Raw genomic sequence first — 18131 nt, forward strand, 5'->3', positions numbered from 1 at the left:
GATCCGACTGAACGGGGAGGGCATGGTTGCCGGGGGTGATCATGATGATATACGATTTCGGATACGACGCAACACGGCGTCTGACAGAGCGCGAGGAGGCGCCCACCGTGACGGCACCTGTAACCCGCCCCGGCAAGATCATCGCGATCCATCTGAGCTACGGGTCCCGCGCCGACCAGCGCGGCCGGCGCCCGGCATCCCCCTCGTACTTCTTCAAGCCCGCGAGCTCGATCGGCGTCTCCGGCGGAACGGTCGAGCGCCCGGTCGGCACCGAGCTCCTCGCCTTCGAGGGTGAGATCGCGCTCGTGATCGGCGCGCCCGCGCGCCGCGTGTCACTCGCCGACGCGTGGGACCACGTCGCCTGGGTGACCGCCTCGAACGACCTCGGCCTCTACGACCTGCGCGCCAACGACAGGGGCTCGAACGTGCGCTCCAAGGGCGGCGACGGCTACACCCCGATGGGACCCGGGCTGATCGACGCCCGCGCGGTCGACCCCGCGGCTCTGCGCATCCGCGCCTGGGTCAACGGAGAGCTGCGTCAGGACGACACCACCGCAGGCCTGATCTTCCCGCTCACGCAGCTCGTCGCCGACCTGTCGCAGCACTTCACGCTGGAGACCGGCGACGTCATCCTCACCGGCACGCCCGCCGGGTCGTCGGTCATCGTGCCGGGCGACGTGGTCGAGATCGAGGTGGACGCGCCGGATGCCGAGGGCTCGCCCACCTCCGGGCGCCTCGTCACCACTGTGGTCCAGGGCGACGTGCCGTTCGACCCGGAGCTCGGGTCGCTCCCGGCGGTCGACGATCTGCAGCGCACCGAGGCCTGGGGGTCGCCCGAGGCAGCCGGACTCGCGGTATCGACCGACCGGTCGTTGGGCGAGGAGCGCAGCGACGAGACGAAACGCGGCGAGAGCCACGAGACCCTCTCCCCCGAACTCCGGGAGAAGCTCCTCGCGGCTCCGACCGCCGGCCTCTCGGCCCAGCTGCGCAAGCGCGGCCACCACGGCTGCTTCGTCGACGGCCTGACCGCGAACATCCCCGGCGCGAAGATCGTCGGCACCGCCAAGACTCTCCGATTCGTGCCGTTCCGCGAAGACCTGTTCGCATCGCACGGTGGCGGCTACAACGCCCAGAAGCGGGCGTTCGATGCGGTCGACGAGGGCGAGGTAATCGTGATCGAGGCGCGCGGCGACGCGACGAGCGGTACCCTCGGCGACGTCATGGCCCTCCGCGCCCAGGTGCGCGGGGCGGCCGGCGTGGTCACCGACGGCGGCGTCCGCGACTTCGATGCCGTGGCCGCACTCGGCTTCCCCGTCTTCTCCCAGGGCGGGCACCCCTCCGTCCTCGGCCGCCGGCACGTGCCATGGGAGGTCGACGTCACGATCGCGTGCGGCGGAGCGACCGTGCAGCCGGGAGATGTGATCGTCGGCGACGGCGACGGCGTGATCGTCATCCCGCCCGCTCTCGTCGGGGAGGTCGTCGACGCGGCGCTCGCCCAGGAGGACGAGGACTCCTGGGTCGCCGAGCAGGTCGCCGCCGGTCACCCGGTCGACGGGCTGTTCCCGATGAACGCCGAGTGGCGCGCTCGGTACGAGGCGCGTCGATGAGCACCACAGCGACGAGCAAGTCCGAGGTCGCGTACGAGTGGATCCGCTCGCGCATCACGGGTCATATGTTCAGCCCCGGGTACCGGCTCGTGCTCGGTTCGATCGCCGAAGACCTGAAGATGAGCGTCGTGCCGGTGCGCGAGGCGATCCGCCGCCTGGAGGCCGAAGGGCTCGTCACGTTCGAACGCAACGTCGGCGCGCGAGTCACGCTCGTCGACGAGAGCGAGTACGCGCACACGATGCAGACGCTGGGCATCGTCGAGGGCGCAGCCACCGCCCTGTCCGCTCCTCTGCTCGACGAGGACGCGCTGGATGAAGCGGTGCGCATCAACGACCGCATGGCGCGGATGCTGGAGCACTTCGACGCGCACGCGTTCACCGAGCTCAATCGGCAGTTCCACTCCGTGCTGTTCGAACCCTGCCCCAATCCGCACCTGCTCGAACTCGTGCATCGCGGATGGTCGCGGCTCTCCGGCATCCGCGACTCGACGTTCGCGTCGGTGCCCGGTCGTGCGCACCACTCCGTCGAGGAGCACACGCAGATCGTCGAGCTGATCCGCATCGGCGCCGATCCGCTGGAGATCGAACTCGCGGCCCGCAACCACCGCTGGCGCACGAGGGATGCCTTCCTCGACGCGCTGCACACCCGTACGCCTCACACCGGCATCCTTGACACCTCTGGAGACGAGTCATGACCGATTCCCGCATCCCCGCAGACCTGCCCGACCACATCCAGCACTACATCGACGGCGCCTTCGTCGACTCGGTCGACGGCGACACGTTCGACGTGCTCGACCCCGTCACGAACCGGGCGTACACGACGGCATCTGCCGGCAAGAAGGCCGACATCGACCTCGCGGTCGCCGCGGCGACGCGCGCGTTCCAAGATGGCCCGTGGCCGCGGATGCTGCCGCGCGAGCGCTCGCGCGTGCTGCACCGCATCGCCGACATCGTCGAGTCGCGCGACGCACGGCTCGCCGAGCTCGAGTCGTACGACTCGGGTCTTCCCACCACGCAGGCCCTCGGCCAGGCCCGTCGCGCCGCCGAGAACTTCCGCTTCTTCGCCGACCTGATCGTCGCGCAGTCCGACGACGCCTTCAAGGTGCCCGGCAAGCAGATGAACTACGTCAACCGCAAGCCGATCGGCGTCGCGGGGCTCATCACGCCGTGGAACACGCCCTTCATGCTCGAGTCGTGGAAGCTGGGCCCGGCGCTCGCCACCGGCAACACCGTCGTGCTCAAGCCCGCCGAGTTCACGCCGCTCTCGGCGTCGCTCTGGGCGGGCATCTTCGAGGAGGCAGGGCTCCCGCAGGGCGTGTTCAACCTCGTCAACGGACTCGGCGAGGATGCCGGCGACGCGCTCGTGAAGCATCCGGACGTCCCGCTCATCTCGTTCACCGGCGAGAGCCGCACGGGACAGATCATCTTCGGCAACGCAGCGCCGTACCTGAAGGGGCTGTCGATGGAACTGGGCGGCAAGTCACCCGCGGTCGTGTTCGCCGACGCCGACCTCGAGGCCGCCGTCGACGCCACCATCTTCGGCGTCTTCTCACTCAACGGCGAGCGCTGCACCGCCGGGTCCCGCATCATCGTCGAGCGGTCGATCTACGACGAGTTCGTCGAGCGCTACGCCGCGCAGGCGAAGCGCGTGAAGGTCGGGTACCCGCACGACCCCGCCACCGAGGTCGGCGCGCTCGTGCACCCCGAGCACTACGACAAGGTCATGAGCTACGTCGAGATCGGCAAGAGCGAGGCCCGCCTCGTCGCCGGCGGCGGCCGCCCAGAGGGATTCGACGAGGGGAACTTCGTCGCGCCGACCGTCTTCGCCGACGTCTCCCCCGACGCACGCATCTTCCAGGAGGAGATCTTCGGCCCGGTCGTCGCGATCACGCCGTTCGACTCCGACGAGGAAGCGCTCGCCCTCGCGAACAACACGAAGTACGGTCTCGCGGCGTACATCTGGACCAACGACCTCAAGCGCGCGCACAACTTCGCGCAGTCCGTCGAGGCCGGAATGGTGTGGCTGAACAGCAACAACGTGCGCGACCTGCGCACCCCATTCGGCGGTGTGAAGGCGTCGGGGCTGGGGCACGAGGGCGGCTACCGCTCGATCGACTTCTACACCGACCAGCAGAGCGTGCACATCACGCTCGGCGGGGCCCACAACCCCACCTTCGGCAAGAACTGACGCAGATACGAGACAGCAAGGACGCTGACATGACCGACCGCCACGAGATGACCCTCACCTCCGCCGGCTACTACGTGAGCCAGGAGGCGCCGATCCGCACGGAGAACCCGATCGCCACACCCCGGAGCACCCCGCCCGACGTGCTGCGCTGCGCGTACATGGAGCTCGTCGTCACCGACCTCGCCGCGTCGCGCGTGTTCTACGTCGACGTGCTGGGCCTGTACGTCACGGAGGAGGATGACGAGGCCATCTACCTGCGCTCCACCGAGGAGTTCATCCACCACAACCTCGTCCTGCGCAAGGGGCCGGTCGCCGCGGTGGCCGCGTTCTCGTACCGCGTGCGCACGCCCGAAGACCTCGACCTCGCCGTCGCGTTCTACAGGGAGCTGGGCTGCGACGTGCGCCGCAACCCGCAGGGCTTCGTGAAGGGCGTCGGAGACTCGGTGCGCGTGGTCGACCCGCTCGGCTTCCCGATCGAGTTCTTCCACCAGAGCGACCATGTCGAGCGGATGTCGTGGCGGTACGACCTGCACATCCCCGGCGAGCTCGTACGCCTCGACCACTTCAACCAGGTCACGCCCGACGTGCCGCGCGCGGTGAAGTTCATGCAGGATCTCGGCTTCCGCGTCACAGAGGACATCCAGGATGACGAGGGCACGGTGTACGCCGCCTGGATGCGGCGCAAGCCGACGGTGCACGACACCGCCATGACCGGCGGCGACGGACCCCGCATGCACCACGTCTGCTTCGCGACCCACGAGAAGCACAACATCCTCGCGATCTGCGACAAGCTCGGTGCACTGCGGCGTTCCGACGCGATCGAGCGCGGGCCCGGCCGCCACGGCGTGAGCAACGCGTTCTACCTGTACCTGCGCGACCCCGACGGGCACCGCGTCGAGGTCTACACCCAGGACTACTACACGGGCGACCCCGACAACCCCGTCATCACGTGGGACGTTCACGACAACCAGCGCCGCGACTGGTGGGGCAACCCCGTCGTGCCCTCCTGGTACACCGACGCCTCGCTCGTGCTCGACCTCGACGGCAACCCGCAGCCGGTCGTCGCGCGCACCGACAGCTCCGAGATGGCCGTGACGATCGGCGCCGACGGGTTCTCGTACACGCGCGCCGACGAGGGCGAGAAGAAGCTCGGCAACCAGCTGTAAGGGGAAACGGATGCTCTCTCACGACGACATCGCACGGATCGCCGCCGAGCTCGCGGAAGCCGACCGCACCCACGGCGTCATCCCGCGCATCACGGCCCGCTACCCGGAGGCGACGGTCGAGGACTCGTACGCCATCCAGGGCGTCTGGCGCGATGCGCAGATCGCGGCGGGTCGCCGTCTGGTCGGCCGCAAGATCGGCCTGACGTCGAAGGCGATGCAGCAGGCGACCGGCATCACCGAGCCCGACTACGGCGTCATGTTCGACGACACCGTGTACGAGTCAGGGGCCGAGATCCCGACCGAGCACTTCTCGAACGTGCGCATCGAGGTCGAGCTGGCCTTCGTGCTCGCCCGGCCTCTCGAAGGCCCCGACTGCACGCTCGTCGACGCGCTCGCGGCGATCGACTACGCCGTCCCTGCGCTCGAGGTGCTGAACTCCCACATCGAGCTCGAGGGGCGCACCATCGTCGACACGATCAGCGACAACGCGGCATACGGCGCGATGGTGCTGGGCGACGTGCACAAGCGACCCGACGAGATCGATCTGCGCTGGGTTCCGGGCGTGCTCTCGCGGAACGGCGACATCGAGGAGACCGGGGTCGCCGCGGGAGTGCTCGGTCATCCGGCGACGGGCGTGGCCTGGCTCGCGAACAAGTTCCACCAGCACGGCGCGCGCCTCGAAGCGGGCGAGATCATCCTGGCAGGATCGTTCACGCGCCCGATGTGGGTGTCGCGCGGCGACGAGGTGCTGTGCGACTACGGACCGATGGGAACCATCACATGCCGCTTCGTCTAGACCCGTCGTTCCGCGAGGCCCTCGCGGTATCCGCTCGCCCCCTCATCGGGATGTGGGCCTGCTCGGGAAGTCCGCTGGTGACCGAGGTCGCCGCGGGGTCGGGCCTGGACTGGCTGCTCATCGACATGGAGCACTCCGCCAACACCCTCGAGTCGACTCTCGTGCAGCTGCAGGTCGTCGCGGCGTATCCGATCACACCCGTCGTGCGGGTGCCGTCGAACGACCCCGTGTCGATCAAGCAGGTGCTGGATCTCGGGGCGCAGAACATCATCGTCCCGATGGTCTCCTCGGCCGAGGAGGCCCGCGCCGCGGTCGCCGCCACCCGCTACCCGCCGGAGGGCGTCCGCGGCGTCGGCAGCGCCCTCGCCCGTAGCGCCCGGTGGAACCGGGTAGACGGCTACCTCCGCGACTCCGCTCGGCACACCTCGCTCACGGTGCAAATCGAGACCGCGGCGGGCGTCGCCGCGGCATCCGAGATCGCAGCCGTCGACGGAGTGGATGCCGTCTTCGTCGGCCCCTCCGATCTCTCGGCGTCGATGGGGCTGCTGGGTCAGCAGACGCATCCCGACGTGCTCGCCGCCGTCGAGAGCGTATTCGCGGCCGTGCGGGCGGCGGGAAAGCCGGTCGGCGTGAACGCGTTCGATCCGACCGCCGCTGATGCGTACATCGCCGGAGGTGCCGACTTCGTGGCGGTCGGCGCGGACGTCGCGCTCCTCGCCCGGGCGTCCGAGGCCCTCGCGGCCCGGTTCATCCCGGCATCCGACGCGGCCGACCGCGCGAGCTACTGATCAGTCCCTTTCGAATCGCGCGAATGGCACTTTCGGCAGGTGTGCAGTCGCCATTCGCGCGATTCGAAGTCGGCCGGCCGGTGCCAGGATGGAGTGATGCACACGAGTGAGCCCGCGCGATGATCCGCGCTCTCGCCGCGATGCAGGACCGCGGGTTCCGCTGGTTCTTCCTCGCCCGCGCGATCACGATGATCACGGGATCCATGTCGTCCATCGCACTCGCGTTCGCGGTTCTCGAGATCGACAACGACCCGCAGTCGCTGTCTCTCGTGCTCGCCGCGTTCACGCTCAGCAACATCGTCTTCCTGCTGTTCGGCGGCGTCGTGGCCGACCGTCTGCCGCGGGCGCTCATCATCCAATCCTGCTACGTGATCGACATCGTCAGCATCGGCACGATGGCCGCACTGCTCTTCAGCGGTACCGCGACCATCCCGCTGCTCGCGCTGCTCTCGGTGCTGAACGGCGCATCGACCGCCTTCGTGCTCCCGGCGATGCAGGGCATCATCCCGCAGCTGACCACGCCCGAGCACCTACAGCAGGCCAATGCGATGCTGTCGTTCGTACGGTCGGCGACGACGATCGGCGGCCCCATCATCGCCGGCATCGTCGTCGCGACCGCGGGTCCCGCCTGGGTCATGGTCTCGCAGGCTGTCGCCTGGGCGCTCGCCATCCCGATCCTCGCGATGGTGCGACTCCCTCCCCCCGTGCACGGGGGCGGCACCTCCCTCTTCCACGATCTGCGCGTCGGCTGGCAGGAGTTCTCGAGCCGCACCTGGTTGTGGACGATCGTGGTGGCGTTCATGATCATGAACGCCATCCACATCGGCGCCTGGGGCGTCGTCGGCCCGTACATCGCGAAGAACGACGATCGGCTCGGCGTCGCCGGATGGGGGTGGGTCGTGAGCGCCGAGGGCCTCGGCATCCTGCTCATGACGCTCGTGCTGATGTGGTTCCCGCTGAAGCGCCCGCTGCGCTACGGCATGATCGGCATGGCGACGTTCGCCATCCCGCTCACGGTGCTCGGCGCTCACCCCGCCGTAGTGCTCCTCGCGATCGCCGCGTTCCTCGCGGGAGCGGGCGCCGAGGTCTTCAGCACCGGATGGAACGTCGCCATGATGGAGAACGTGCCGGGCGACAAGCTCTCGCGCGTCTACAGCTACGACATGCTCGGCAGCTACGTGGTGCTGCCGGTCGGCACCCTCGTCTACGGCTGGCTCGTCACGCACAGCGACGTCGTGACCGTGCTCATCTGGTCGGGTGCCGTGTACGCCGTGATCGCTGTGCTGGCTCTCGCCGTCCCCAGCGTCTGGCGCATGGGACGGCCCGCCGCGGCGCTCGGGCAATGACCCAGCGGGTTGGCGGATTCATAGCAATCCGGGTGAGACTGTGAGCATGACCTTCGCCGCGCTCCAGCCCCTCGCCGACCGTGCCGCACTGTTCACCGCCCTGCGTCAGGACGCCCTGGCGCAGGAGCTCGAGAAGCTCGGCGACAATCGCTGGGATGCCGACATGGCCGCCGGCACGATCACCTTCACGTCGAACGCCGACGCCGCGCGTCAGCTCGTCGCCCGTGTGCACCTCATCGCCACGATCGCCCCCGGTCCCCGCTCGCTGCTGTGGGCATGGGCGCACCCGCAGGGCGATGCCGCGGGGATCGCGGCCCAGCTGCGGGACTACGGCACCGAGCACGGCATCCCCGCGCTCAGCGACGCCGAGCTCCCCTTCCCCGCCGACGCCGGCGGCGACGAGTGGATCGCCTCGGCAGGCCACACCGTCGGCGCGGTCGCCGTCGAGCTGACCGGCCGCTCGCCCTACTACATCGCGCCGGTGGGCGGCGGGACCTCGGCCGTGTTCCTCCTCGACGCCCCGATCGCCCCGCTCACGGTCGCGTCCGCCGCGATCGCGCTCCCCCGCATCCTCTCCGGTCTCACTCTTCCCGACGCACGCACCTCCGTGTGGGATGCCGCGCGCCTCGCCGGCTGGAACCTCAGCTGGAGCGACGAGTCGTTCTCGGGCGCGACCGTGACCGACTCCAGCGGGTCGGCGACGTTCCGCTTCGACGACCAGGCTCGCATCACGAACATCGAGAGCAGCCTGCAGCCCCAGAGCTGAGAGAGACTCGTCGGCCCGTCAACGTCCCAGACGCTGGCGGGCCGTCTTCATGCCATCGCCGATCGGCACATGTCGGGTGGCGGCTGCGAGACCGAACTCCGGCATGTCGACGTACACGGCTTCCAGATCCTTCGTCGGCACCTGATACGTCTCGTGCCATACCCCCACGCTGCCCGTGCCCTGCAGCGTGCGCATGAAGTCACGCCAGGGCTGCAGGTGCGGCGCGTCGCGATCGGCCGCGAAGCGCTGCAGATGCTCGGGGCTCTCCCAGTACGTGAGCAGCAGCGTCGTCCTGCCGAACCAGTTCTGCATGCCGAGCATGCCCGCCTCGGGGTGCGTCATGAGGTGCTGCAACATCGGCGGCATCCTGCTCGCCGTCCACATCACCCGCCCGACCTGCCACCATCTGTTGGCGCGCATCCCGATCAAGAACACCGTGATGTCCGGGCGGTCGAGGGATGCCGTGAACCGACCGGGGAAGACCTGCTGAGCCACGAACGGCCACCTTTCGTCGACGTTTCGCTTACTGTAACGCTGTTACAAAACGACGTTACGGTATGCTCGCTCCCATGGCAAGGCCCCCGCTCTACGACGATGCTCTGCGAGAGCGCCTTCTTGCGGCGACCGCCGCCATGGTCGATGAGAAGGGCCCGGAGCGGGTCAGCCTCCGTGAGATAGCCCAGACCGCCGGCACGTCGACGTCGGCCGTGTACGCCCTGTTCGGCGGGAAGAACGAGATGCTCGTCGCCGTCATCGAGAACGGCTTCGCGTCGTTCGGCGACTCCCAGGCTGCTGTCGAGGCAGACGGGCTGCGCACGCTCGGTCTCGCCTATCGCGACTGGGCGACGAAGAACCCGGCCCTCTACCGGCTGATGTTCAACGGGTCCATCACGACGCTCATCGACTGTCGGCCCGACGACGAGAAGACCGGAGCCGCGATGGCACCGCTCATCCGCACGCTCGCTGATCGCGTTCCCGCAGACAGGGTGACCGCAGCCGCACTGACGGTCTGGGCGCAGGTGCACGGAGCCGTGAGCCTCGAACTCGCCGCCGTCACGCCGGTCGCGGTGGATTGGGATGCCGTCTACGACGAGGTCGTCACGGCTGTCGAACGGGCCTTTCCGGCATCCTGAGCCGCGACCCGCCGCCGGTCTTGCTGCCGATGTGCGAGTCTGGGCGCATGAAGAACGGAATCGTCCGGTTCGCCGCGCTCTATGTGTTCGACGTCGTCGTCCTGCTGCTGATCGGCTGGCTGTCGCCCGGCGTGTCCGTCGGCGTCAACGCCCTGTGGGCGTCGGTCATCCTGACCCTCGCGGCCCTCTTCCTCAAGCCGCTCCTGACGCGCGTGCTCCGGGGGATGGCGGCGAGGTCTGCGGCCGACCGTACGAGGGCGGGCGAGAAGGTCGTGCAGTACGTGCTCGTCTATCTCGTCGAGCTCATCGTCTGGGTCGCGGTCGTCTGGTTCAGCGGGGTGCGGGCGCACGGGTTCTGGAGCTACGTGCTCCCGCCGCTGCTCCTGCTGCTCGGCTGGGTGGTCTACGACCTCGTCGACGACCGGCTCCGCGCGAAGACGGGCGACCTGTATGACGTGGTGCGGTCGAAGATCTCGGGCAGGGCCTCCGACCACTGACCTGCGCGTCGCAGAAATGCGGCGGCGTCGCAGGAATCCGCAGAATCCCTGCGACGCCGAGACGCTTCTGCGACCGTAGCGCGCGTCAGACCAGCCGCTCCGCGGCCTCCACCACGTTCGTCATGAGCAGCGCGACCGTCATCGGCCCCACGCCGCCCGGGTTCGGCGACACCCAGCCCGCGACCTCGGCCACGTCGGGGTGCACGTCACCGAAGACGAGGTTCTTGCCCGTCTCGGGGTCGGTCTCGCGCGTCACTCCCACATCGAGCACCGCGGCGCCGGGCTTGACGTCCTCGGCGCGGATGAGGTGCTTCACCCCGGCGGCTGCCACGATCACGTCGGCCTCGCGCAGGTAGCGCGGCATGTCGACCGTGCCCGTGTGCGTCAGCGTGACGGTGGCGTTCAGGTCGCGGCGCGTCAGCAGCAGCCCGATCGAGCGACCGATCGTCACGCCGCGGCCGACGACGACCACGTGCTTGCCCTTCAGGTCGTAGTCGTTGCGCAGCAGCAGCTCGATCACTCCGCGCGGCGTGCACGGCAGCGGGGTGTGGATCGGGCTGTTCACGTTGAGCACGAGACGACCGAGGTTGGTCGGGTGCAGGCCGTCGGCATCCTTCGCCGGGTCGATCCGCTCGAGGATCGCGTCGGTGTCGATGTGCTTCGGCAGCGGCAGCTGCACGATGTAGCCGTGGCAGCTGTCGTCGGCGTTGAGCTCGTCGATCAGCGCCTCGACGTCGGCCTGCGTGGCATCGGCCGGCAGCTCGCGCTGGATCGAGTTCATGCCGATCGCCTCGGACTGCCGGTGCTTCATACCGACGTAGAGCTGGGATGCCGGGTCGGCGCCGACCAGCACCGTTGCGATGCCGGGGACGATCCCCTTCTCCTTCAGCGCAGCGACCCGTTCGGTCAGCTCGGCCTTGATCGCGGCGGACGCCGCCTTGCCGTCGAGAACGCGAGCAGTCACTGCTGCAGGTCCGGGTACAGCGGGAAGGCCGCGGCGAGCGCATCGACCCGTGCGCGGAGCGCCTCGATGTCGGCACCGGGAATGAGCGCCAGCGCGATCACGTCGGCGACCTCGGTGAACTCGGCGTCGCCGAACCCGCGCGTCGCGAGGGCGGGCGTGCCGATCCGAAGACCCGACGTCACCATCGGCGGACGGGGGTCGTTCGGCACCGCGTTGCGGTTCACGGTGATGTGGATCTCGTGCAGCAGGTCCTCGGCCTGCTTGCCGTCGAGCTCGGCGTCGCGCAGGTCGACCAGCACGAGGTGCACGTCGGTGCCGCCCGAGCGCACGCCGATGCCGGCATCCTTCACGTCCTGCTGCGACAGGCGCTCGGCGATGATCGAGGCGCCGCGCAGGACGCGCTGCTGACGCTCCGCGAACTCGGGCGTCGCGGCGAGCTTGAACGCGGTCGCCTTCGCGGCGATCACGTGCATGAGCGGGCCGCCCTGCTGACCGGGGAAGACGGCCGTGTTGATCTTCTTGGCGATGTCGGCGTCGTTGGTGAGGATGAAGCCCGAGCGCGGTCCGCCGATCGTCTTGTGCACGGTCGACGACACGACGTGCGCGTGCGGCACGGGGTTCGGGTGCAGGCCGGCGGCGACGAGCCCGGCGAAGTGCGCCATATCGACCCAGAGCAGCGCGCCGACCTCGTCGGCGATCGCGCGGAACGCCTCGAAGTCGAGGGTGCGGGGGTACGCCGACCAGCCGGCGATGATGACCTTGGGCTTGTGCTCGAGGGCAAGGCGGCGCACCTCGTCCATGTCGATGACGGAGGTCTCGGGGTTCACGCCGTAGGCGACGATGTCGTACAGACGGCCGGAGAAGTTGATCTTCATGCCGTGAGTGAGGTGGCCGCCCTGGTCGAGCGACAGGCCGAGCAGGGTGTCGCCCGGGCGGGCGATCGCGTGCAGGACGGCGGCGTTGGCGGACGCGCCGGAGTGCGGCTGAACGTTCGCGAACTCGGCGCCGAAGAGATCCTTCGCGCGCTGGATCGCGAGCTCCTCGGCGACGTCGACCTCTTCGCAGCCGCCGTAGTAGCGGCGGCCGGGGTAGCCCTCGGCGTACTTGTTCGTCAGGACAGAGCCCTGCGACTGCAGCACCGAGACGGGCACGAAGTTCTCGGACGCGATCATCTCGAGGAACGTCTGCTGACGCTTCAGCTCGCGGTCGAGGACCTCGGCGATCTCGGGGTCGACCTCGGCGAGCGGGGCGTTGAAGTAACGGTCGGTCATGGTGACATGCTCCTCTGACAACGGAATCGAAGGGTGTTCCTATCGGCCCAGGCGCGCGGTCGAAGTCCGTGGTCAGTCGCTCCCCGGTGGTAGTCCACCCAGACGCCAGTCGCGACGGTTCGAGCATACCGGATCGCCTCTGTCGTGGCGGCGTGTCCGCACGGTAGGTTTTGTTCATGGTCCTTCCCCTCCCCCTCGTCCCCCTCCCCGCCTCCGCCATCGTCGGCGAGGGTCGGATGCCGGTCACCGAGAGCATGCGAGTCATCGGCGACTCCCCCGCGGCGATCCAGCTGATGGATGCCGTGGCGCACCGCACCGGCATCCGTCTCACCACGACCGACGTCGCCGAGCCCGGCGCGATCACCCTGCGCGTGGAGTCCGGCGCCGCTCCGACGGAGGGATACCGCCTCTCGATCGGGGAGAACCTGCAGATCGTCGGCGGCGACGAGGCCGGACTGTTCTACGGCGTGCAGACGCTCGTGCAGCTGCTGACCGAGGAGAGCGGCGTCTGGAGCCTTCCCCGCGTCGAGATCGTCGACGCTCCGCGGTTCCCCCGCCGCGGAGTCATGCTCGACGTGACCCGCCACTTCTTCGACGTCGCCGAGGTCAAGCGCTTCATCGACGAGACGAGCGCTCTGAAGTACAACCACCTGCACCTGCATCTCAGCGACGACCAGGGGTGGCGCATCCAGATCGACTCGTGGCCGAAGCTCACCGAGCTGTCGTCGGCGTCTGCCGCCGACGGCGACCGCGGCGGTTTCTACACGAAGGACGAGTACCGCGAGATCGTGGCGTACGCGGCCGCGCGGCACATGATCGTCATCCCCGAGATCGATCTCCCCGGGCACACGCACGCGATCGGCGTCGCCTATCCCGATCTCGTGGAGGAGCCCGTGCTCAACGACGCCCTCGTGTCGCAGGCGAAGGAACTCGGCCAGCCGCTCCCCGTGAAGGGCGAGCCGTACCTCGGCTGGGGCGTCGGCCACTCGAGCGTCCGGATCCATGAGGAGCGCACCTACGAGTTCGTGCGCGACGTCATCCGCGAGCTCGTCGAGCTCACGCCCGGCCCGTACATCCACATCGGCGGCGACGAGTCGCTCGGCACGCCGCAGGCCGACTTCGATCTCTTCGCCGAGCGCGCCACCGCCATCGTGGTCGAGGAGGGGAAGATCCCCGTCGCCTGGCACGAGATGGGCTCGGCCGCCGGCATCGCCGAGGGCACCGTCGGTCAGTACTGGGGCATGACGACGCCCTCCGAGACCCACGCCGCCGAGGCGGCGCGCTTCGTGGAACGGGGCGGTGCACTGATCGTGTCCGCCGCTGATGCCGCCTACCTCGACATGAAGTACACGCCCGACTTCCCCCTCGGACTCACGTGGGCCGCCGTCGTCGACGTGCAGCGCGCGTACTCATGGGACCCGGTGGCCGTCCTCGACGTGCCCGACAGCGCCATCCTCGGCATCGAGGCACCGCTGTGGAGCGAGACCACCCGCACCTACGCCGACGTCGAGCAGCTCGTGTTCCCCCGCGCGGCGGCGCTCGCAGAGGTCGCTTGGTCGCCGCAGGAGGGCGAAGGCCGCGACTGGGAGTCGTTCCGCGGACGCATCGCTTCGCTCGCGCCTGGTTGGCGCGCCCGCGGCGTGAACTTCCACGCCTCCCCCGAGATCGACTGGGCCTCGCCCGAGATCGACTGGGCCTCGCCCGAGATCGACTGGGCCTCGCCCGAGATCGACGGGGTCGAGCAGTGACGGCGGAGCCGACCGGCTCGGGGTCGCTCGTCATCCACCGAGCGCGGCTGGTGGACAACGGCACCATCGCCGACGATGCCTGGGTGCGCATCGAGGACGGCCTCGTCGTCGCGACCGGCACCGGCAGCACGTGGGATCCCGCTGATCGCATCGTCGACGCGCGGGAGACTGCCGGGGAGGGAGCGGTCCTGACCCCCGGTTTCGTCGACATCCACGGGCACGGCGGCGCCGGCGCGGCCTTCGACGACGGGATCGACGCGATCCGCACGGCTCGTGCTCTGCATCGCGCGCACGGCACGACCCGCGCCGTGGTGTCGCTCGTCACGGCGCCGCTCGACGACCTCGCGCACCGCGTCGCCGAGATCGCGGAGCTCATGCGCAGCGACCGCGACATCCTCGGCTCGCACCTGGAGGGGCCGTTCCTCGACCCGGGACACCACGGCGCCCACGAACCGAGCCTGCTCCGGGCGCCGGTGGCGGACGACGTGAGCCGACTGCTCGACGCCGGCGCGGGCACCGTGCGCCAGGTCACGATCGCGCCCGAGCTGCCGGGAGGACTGGATGCCGTGCGGCTGATCGTCGAGTCGGGAGCGGCTGCGGCCGTCGGCCACACCGACGCCGACGCCGGGATGGCCCGCGCAGCATTCGACGCCGGGGCGTCGATCCTCACGCACGCGTTCAACGCGATGCCCGGCATCCATCACCGCGCGCCAGGGCCGGTGCTGACGGCGGCGGCCGACCACCGCGTCGTGCTCGAGGCGATCGCCGACGACGTGCACCTCGACCCGCACGTCGTGAAGCTGCTCTTCGACTCGGCTCCCGACCGCGTGGCGCTCATCACCGACGCGATGGCAGCCGCGGGAAGCGCCGACGGGCACTACGACCTGGGCGCCGTGAGCGTGACCGTGCAGGACGGCATCGCCCGCGCCGACGACACCGGATCGATCGCCGGTTCGACGCTCACGCAGGACGTCGCTCTGCAGCGCGCGGTGGCGGCCGGCATCCCGCTCTCTGTCGCAGTGCGCGCCCTCACCCGCACCCCCGCGTCCGCGGTCGGATACGGCGACCGGATCGGCGCACTCACCTCCGGGTACGCCGGTGACGCCGTGCTGCTGGATGCGGAGCTGCGCGTCGCGCGCGTCTGGGTGGGCGAACTCCCGTAGCCCGCTGCGCGACGACGCGCAGCTCTGCGCTCTCCGGTCTTCTTCAGGGTGGAGGGCCGCCTCTCCCCAGAACGGCGGCCCCCGCGCTTCCCCTCTCAGAGCCGGCGGGCCGGGAACTCCTCCCCCGAGGCGCCCGACCCGCCGTTCACCGGTGCTCATGCCCCTCGGCACCAGCGCCTGGTCCTACCGCCCCCGGTGGAGGACCATGGCTGTCTCTACGGGATGAGACGACGGCGCCGTCGATTCATTACGCGACTTCTCAGATTTTCTTCGGATTTATTTCCCGGCCCTGTGCGGAGCTTCTCTGACCGGGCTTTTTCCTGCACGCGCCCCGTCGATGAGAGTTCCATCCCGGGGTGGCGAACCTGGGAGATCGGAGGGAGAATGGGGGAGGCGCGTGATGAAGGACGGTCTCACGCGTCTCTTCATGTGGAGACGCATCCGCGCTCCATGACAGATGGATGACAGTGAGCCAGGACACCACCGCGAACCAGAGGGCCTCGAACGACGAGACCATCGCCGACGCCGACCTCGTGCTGCGCACCCGGTCGGGTGACGCCGCCGCCTTCGGCGAACTCTGGAGACGCCACTACCCGTCCGGCATGTCCGTCGCCCGATCGATCACCTCGTCCATCGACCCCGACGACCTCGTCCAGGAGTCGTACACGCGCATCTACCAGGCGATCATCAAGGGCGGCGGCCCCAACGGATCGTTCCGCGCGTACCTGTTCACCAGCATCCGCAACACCGCAGCCGCCTGGGGGCGCTCGCGCCGCGAATCGGCGATCGACGAGCTCGACACCGTCGCCGACCCCGACAGCACCGAGCAGGCCACCAACGAGGCCCTCGACCGCAGCCTCACCGCTCAGGCCTTCCGCAGCCTCCCCTCGAGGTGGCAGGAGGTGCTCTGGTACACCGAGATCGAGCAGATGAAGCCCGCCGAGGCCGGCCCCCTGCTCGGTATGAAGGCGGGCGCTGTCTCGCAGCTGGCGTTCCGCGCCCGCGAGGGTCTGCGCGAGGCATGGATCCAGGCGCATCTGCGCAGCGCGGAGCCGGGCTCCGACTGCCAGTGGACCATCGAGCACCTCGGCGCGTATTCGCGAGGCAACCTCGGTGTGCGTGACAAGAAGCGGCTCGAGGGACACCTCGAGGACTGCGCGCGCTGCATGATCGTCGCCGCGGAGGCCAAGGACGTCTCGACGCGCCTCGCCCTCGTGCTCCTTCCGCTCGTGCTCGGCGTCACTGGCGCGACCGGTTACCTGGCCACCCTGCAGGGCGGCGGAGCGCCGATCGTCGCGCTGGCCGCGATGCCGTCGGCTGTGACCGAGGGCGCCGTCGTCGTCGGCAGCGGCGCCGTGGTGGCCGGCGGCTCCGCGGGAGCGGGCGGCGCCGGAGCGGGCGCAGGCACCGGAGCAGGGGGCACAGGTGGTGCAGGCGCTGCCGGCGGCGGCGTGCTCAGCGGAGTGGGCGCCCTGGTCGGTGCGGGCTCGGCCGCCCTCATCGTCGCCGGTGTCGTGACCGCCGCGACCATCGTTCCCGGGCTCGTCGGCGCGAACCCGGCCGCGTCGTTGCCGAGCGCGGGCGACAGCGACTCGTCGTCGATCAGCGCCGATGTCGGCCCCGACGAAGCCATGGCCGCCGACGAGCCCGTCGTGGTCGAAGCCCCTGCGCCCGAGCCCGTCGTCCCCCCGGTCGAGACCCCGGAGACGCCCGAACCCGCCGAGGACCAGGCTCCCACGACGACTCCCGTCGCTGCCGTGCCCGTCGTTCCGGTCGCACCGCCCGTCACCGAACCCGGGAACGACGAGCCGGAGACCGAGCAACCCGGGAGCGGAGACCCCGGCACCGAAGAGCCGGGGACGGAGGAGCCCGGCACCGAAGAGCCGGGGACGGAAGAGCCCGGAACCGAAGAACCGGGGACCGAGGAGCCCGGCACCGAAGAACCGGGCACCGAAGAGCCCGGCACCGAAGAGCCCGGTACGGAGGAGCCCGAGACCCCCGTCGTTCCCACGGCACCACTGGAGTTCGGCGCGGCGGGCATCTGCCTCGACGACCGCCTCGTCACCCACGTCTCCGTCGGCGTGCTCGGCACGGCCGGCACCGAGGTGGACGCGCTCCTCGGAGGACAGACCGGCGGTGCCGACGGCACGCAGCTCGGAGCGTCCGGAGCCGGGACGATCAGCCTGCGACCGACTCTCACCCAGATCATCCTGGGCTCCACCGTCGAGGTGCACTACGTCACCCTCGACGGGCCCGTTCTGCCCAGCACGACGACGCTCGCGGGCCTGGGCGTGACCCTGGATGCCGTGCTCCTCGCGCCCGCCTGCGGGCTTCCCGCCGACGTCCCCGCCGACACCGAGGTGCCGGCGGACGCCGCGCCGCCGACGGATGCCGCGACGACGCCGACCGCAGTCGTCGAACCGGCGCAGGCACCGGCAGAACAGGCACCGGCAGAACAGGCGCCGGCAGAACAGGCGCCGACGCAGCAGGATCAGGCACCCGCCGAGCCCGCGCCCGCCGAGCCGGCGCCCGCCGAGCCGGCACCGATCGAGACCGAGACCGAGACGACCGTCGTCGAGGCTTCCGTCCAGGAGCTCCTCGTCGACGAGACAGCGGACTCCCTGCTCCCCCTCCCCTGAGCCGCGCCGGCACGACGGCGGGAGGCCTCGGAGGCGAATCGGCTCAGCCCCGGAGAATT

At 69.9% G+C, this 18131-nt stretch carries 16 protein-coding genes and 1 riboswitch; of the genes, 13 read left to right on the plus strand and 3 right to left on the minus strand.

Annotated elements, in window-relative coordinates; all coding sequences use genetic code 11:
• The first annotated feature begins 44 nt into the window (after nucleotides 1–44).
• From RAC81_RS04070 to RAC81_RS04105, 8 genes are all read left to right on the plus strand, one after another.
• Nucleotides 45–1607, plus strand: a complete 1563-nt coding sequence (locus tag RAC81_RS04070) for a fumarylacetoacetate hydrolase family protein (RefSeq protein ID WP_375081508.1) — start codon at nucleotides 45–47, stop codon at nucleotides 1605–1607.
• On the plus strand, nucleotides 1604–2302 hold the full coding sequence (locus RAC81_RS04075) for a GntR family transcriptional regulator (RefSeq protein WP_375081136.1): 699 nt from the start codon (nucleotides 1604–1606) through the stop codon (nucleotides 2300–2302). Before RAC81_RS04070 ends, RAC81_RS04075 begins: the two co-directional genes overlap by 4 nt.
• Nucleotides 2299–3795, plus strand: coding sequence for a 5-carboxymethyl-2-hydroxymuconate semialdehyde dehydrogenase (gene hpaE, locus RAC81_RS04080; protein ID WP_375081137.1), 1497 nt, complete (start codon nucleotides 2299–2301; stop codon nucleotides 3793–3795). Before RAC81_RS04075 ends, hpaE begins: the two co-directional genes overlap by 4 nt.
• A gap of 29 nt (nucleotides 3796–3824) precedes the next feature.
• Complete coding sequence (gene hpaD / locus RAC81_RS04085; RefSeq protein WP_375081138.1) at nucleotides 3825–4961, plus strand: 3,4-dihydroxyphenylacetate 2,3-dioxygenase; 1137 nt, start codon at nucleotides 3825–3827, stop codon at nucleotides 4959–4961.
• Nucleotides 4962–4971: 10 nt separating this feature from the next.
• Nucleotides 4972–5757, plus strand: coding sequence for a 2-keto-4-pentenoate hydratase (locus RAC81_RS04090; RefSeq protein ID WP_375081139.1), 786 nt, complete (start codon nucleotides 4972–4974; stop codon nucleotides 5755–5757).
• Entirely contained in the window at nucleotides 5742–6545 is an 804-nt protein-coding gene (locus tag RAC81_RS04095) for an HpcH/HpaI aldolase/citrate lyase family protein (protein ID WP_375081140.1), read from the plus strand. Before RAC81_RS04090 ends, RAC81_RS04095 begins: the two co-directional genes overlap by 16 nt.
• 119 nt (nucleotides 6546–6664) lie before the next feature.
• Nucleotides 6665–7891, plus strand: coding sequence for an MFS transporter (locus RAC81_RS04100; protein WP_375081141.1), 1227 nt, complete (start codon nucleotides 6665–6667; stop codon nucleotides 7889–7891).
• Nucleotides 7892–7937: 46 nt separating this feature from the next.
• On the plus strand, nucleotides 7938–8657 hold the full coding sequence (locus tag RAC81_RS04105) for a DUF6882 domain-containing protein (protein WP_375081142.1): 720 nt from the start codon (nucleotides 7938–7940) through the stop codon (nucleotides 8655–8657).
• Between the two features lie 18 nt (nucleotides 8658–8675).
• On the opposite strand, the gene RAC81_RS04110 is transcribed toward RAC81_RS04105, so the two are convergent.
• Complete coding sequence (locus RAC81_RS04110) at nucleotides 8676–9152, minus strand: DUF4188 domain-containing protein (RefSeq protein WP_375081143.1); 477 nt, start codon at nucleotides 9150–9152, stop codon at nucleotides 8676–8678.
• A 74-nt stretch (nucleotides 9153–9226) separates the two neighbouring features.
• Here RAC81_RS04110 and RAC81_RS04115 point away from each other — a divergent pair, with 74 nt between their 5' ends.
• Together RAC81_RS04115 and RAC81_RS04120 are read left to right on the plus strand one after the other, a co-directional pair.
• The gene (locus tag RAC81_RS04115) at nucleotides 9227–9790 is read left to right on the plus strand and encodes a TetR/AcrR family transcriptional regulator (RefSeq protein WP_375081144.1); all 564 of its coding nucleotides are present in this window, start codon (nucleotides 9227–9229) and stop codon (nucleotides 9788–9790) included.
• A gap of 47 nt (nucleotides 9791–9837) precedes the next feature.
• A complete protein-coding gene (locus RAC81_RS04120; RefSeq protein WP_375081145.1) occupies nucleotides 9838–10287 on the plus strand; it encodes a hypothetical protein in 450 nt (149 codons plus the stop codon).
• 85 nt (nucleotides 10288–10372) lie between these two features.
• Here the strand turns inward: RAC81_RS04120 and RAC81_RS04125 are convergent, their stop codons facing one another.
• Together RAC81_RS04125 and glyA are read right to left on the minus strand one after the other, a co-directional pair.
• Nucleotides 10373–11251: a bifunctional methylenetetrahydrofolate dehydrogenase/methenyltetrahydrofolate cyclohydrolase gene (locus tag RAC81_RS04125; protein WP_375081146.1), complete on the minus strand. Its 879-nt coding sequence runs from the start codon at nucleotides 11249–11251 to the stop codon at nucleotides 10373–10375.
• A complete protein-coding gene (gene glyA, locus RAC81_RS04130) occupies nucleotides 11248–12522 on the minus strand; it encodes a serine hydroxymethyltransferase (protein WP_096715323.1) in 1275 nt (424 codons plus the stop codon). The genes RAC81_RS04125 and glyA overlap by 4 nt, the downstream gene beginning before the upstream one ends.
• 38 nt (nucleotides 12523–12560) lie before the next feature.
• Nucleotides 12561–12645: riboswitch (ZMP/ZTP riboswitch) on the minus strand.
• 53 nt (nucleotides 12646–12698) lie between these two features.
• Here glyA and RAC81_RS04135 point away from each other — a divergent pair.
• The 3 genes from RAC81_RS04135 to RAC81_RS04145 all read left to right on the plus strand — a co-directional run bounded on the left by RAC81_RS04135 (nucleotide 12699) and on the right by RAC81_RS04145 (nucleotide 18072).
• Nucleotides 12699–14270, plus strand: coding sequence for a family 20 glycosylhydrolase (locus RAC81_RS04135; protein ID WP_375081147.1), 1572 nt, complete (start codon nucleotides 12699–12701; stop codon nucleotides 14268–14270).
• The gene (locus tag RAC81_RS04140) at nucleotides 14267–15433 is read left to right on the plus strand and encodes an N-acetylglucosamine-6-phosphate deacetylase (protein WP_375081148.1); all 1167 of its coding nucleotides are present in this window, start codon (nucleotides 14267–14269) and stop codon (nucleotides 15431–15433) included. Before RAC81_RS04135 ends, RAC81_RS04140 begins: the two co-directional genes overlap by 4 nt.
• Before the next feature lie 467 nt (nucleotides 15434–15900).
• Entirely contained in the window at nucleotides 15901–18072 is a 2172-nt protein-coding gene (locus RAC81_RS04145; protein WP_375081149.1) for a sigma-70 family RNA polymerase sigma factor, read from the plus strand.
• The last annotated feature ends 59 nt before the right edge of the window (nucleotides 18073–18131 follow it).

This window comes from Microbacterium sp. CR_7 (genome assembly GCF_041954755.1).
Taxonomy (GTDB): Bacteria; Actinomycetota; Actinomycetes; order Actinomycetales; family Microbacteriaceae; genus Microbacterium.

Coding starts and splice junctions, on each gene's coding strand:
- RAC81_RS04070 (WP_375081508.1), top strand. CDS start 45: ATGATATACGATTTCGGATACGACGCAACACGGCGTCTGACAGAGCGC.
- RAC81_RS04075 (WP_375081136.1), top strand. CDS start 1,604: ATGAGCACCACAGCGACGAGCAAGTCCGAGGTCGCGTACGAGTGGATC.
- hpaE (WP_375081137.1), top strand. CDS start 2,299: ATGACCGATTCCCGCATCCCCGCAGACCTGCCCGACCACATCCAGCAC.
- hpaD (WP_375081138.1), top strand. CDS start 3,825: ATGACCGACCGCCACGAGATGACCCTCACCTCCGCCGGCTACTACGTG.
- RAC81_RS04090 (WP_375081139.1), top strand. CDS start 4,972: ATGCTCTCTCACGACGACATCGCACGGATCGCCGCCGAGCTCGCGGAA.
- RAC81_RS04095 (WP_375081140.1), top strand. CDS start 5,742: ATGCCGCTTCGTCTAGACCCGTCGTTCCGCGAGGCCCTCGCGGTATCC.
- RAC81_RS04100 (WP_375081141.1), top strand. CDS start 6,665: ATGATCCGCGCTCTCGCCGCGATGCAGGACCGCGGGTTCCGCTGGTTC.
- RAC81_RS04105 (WP_375081142.1), top strand. CDS start 7,938: ATGACCTTCGCCGCGCTCCAGCCCCTCGCCGACCGTGCCGCACTGTTC.
- RAC81_RS04115 (WP_375081144.1), top strand. CDS start 9,227: ATGGCAAGGCCCCCGCTCTACGACGATGCTCTGCGAGAGCGCCTTCTT.
- RAC81_RS04120 (WP_375081145.1), top strand. CDS start 9,838: ATGAAGAACGGAATCGTCCGGTTCGCCGCGCTCTATGTGTTCGACGTC.
- glyA (WP_096715323.1), bottom strand. CDS start 12,522: ATGACCGACCGTTACTTCAACGCCCCGCTCGCCGAGGTCGACCCCGAG.
- RAC81_RS04135 (WP_375081147.1), top strand. CDS start 12,699: ATGGTCCTTCCCCTCCCCCTCGTCCCCCTCCCCGCCTCCGCCATCGTC.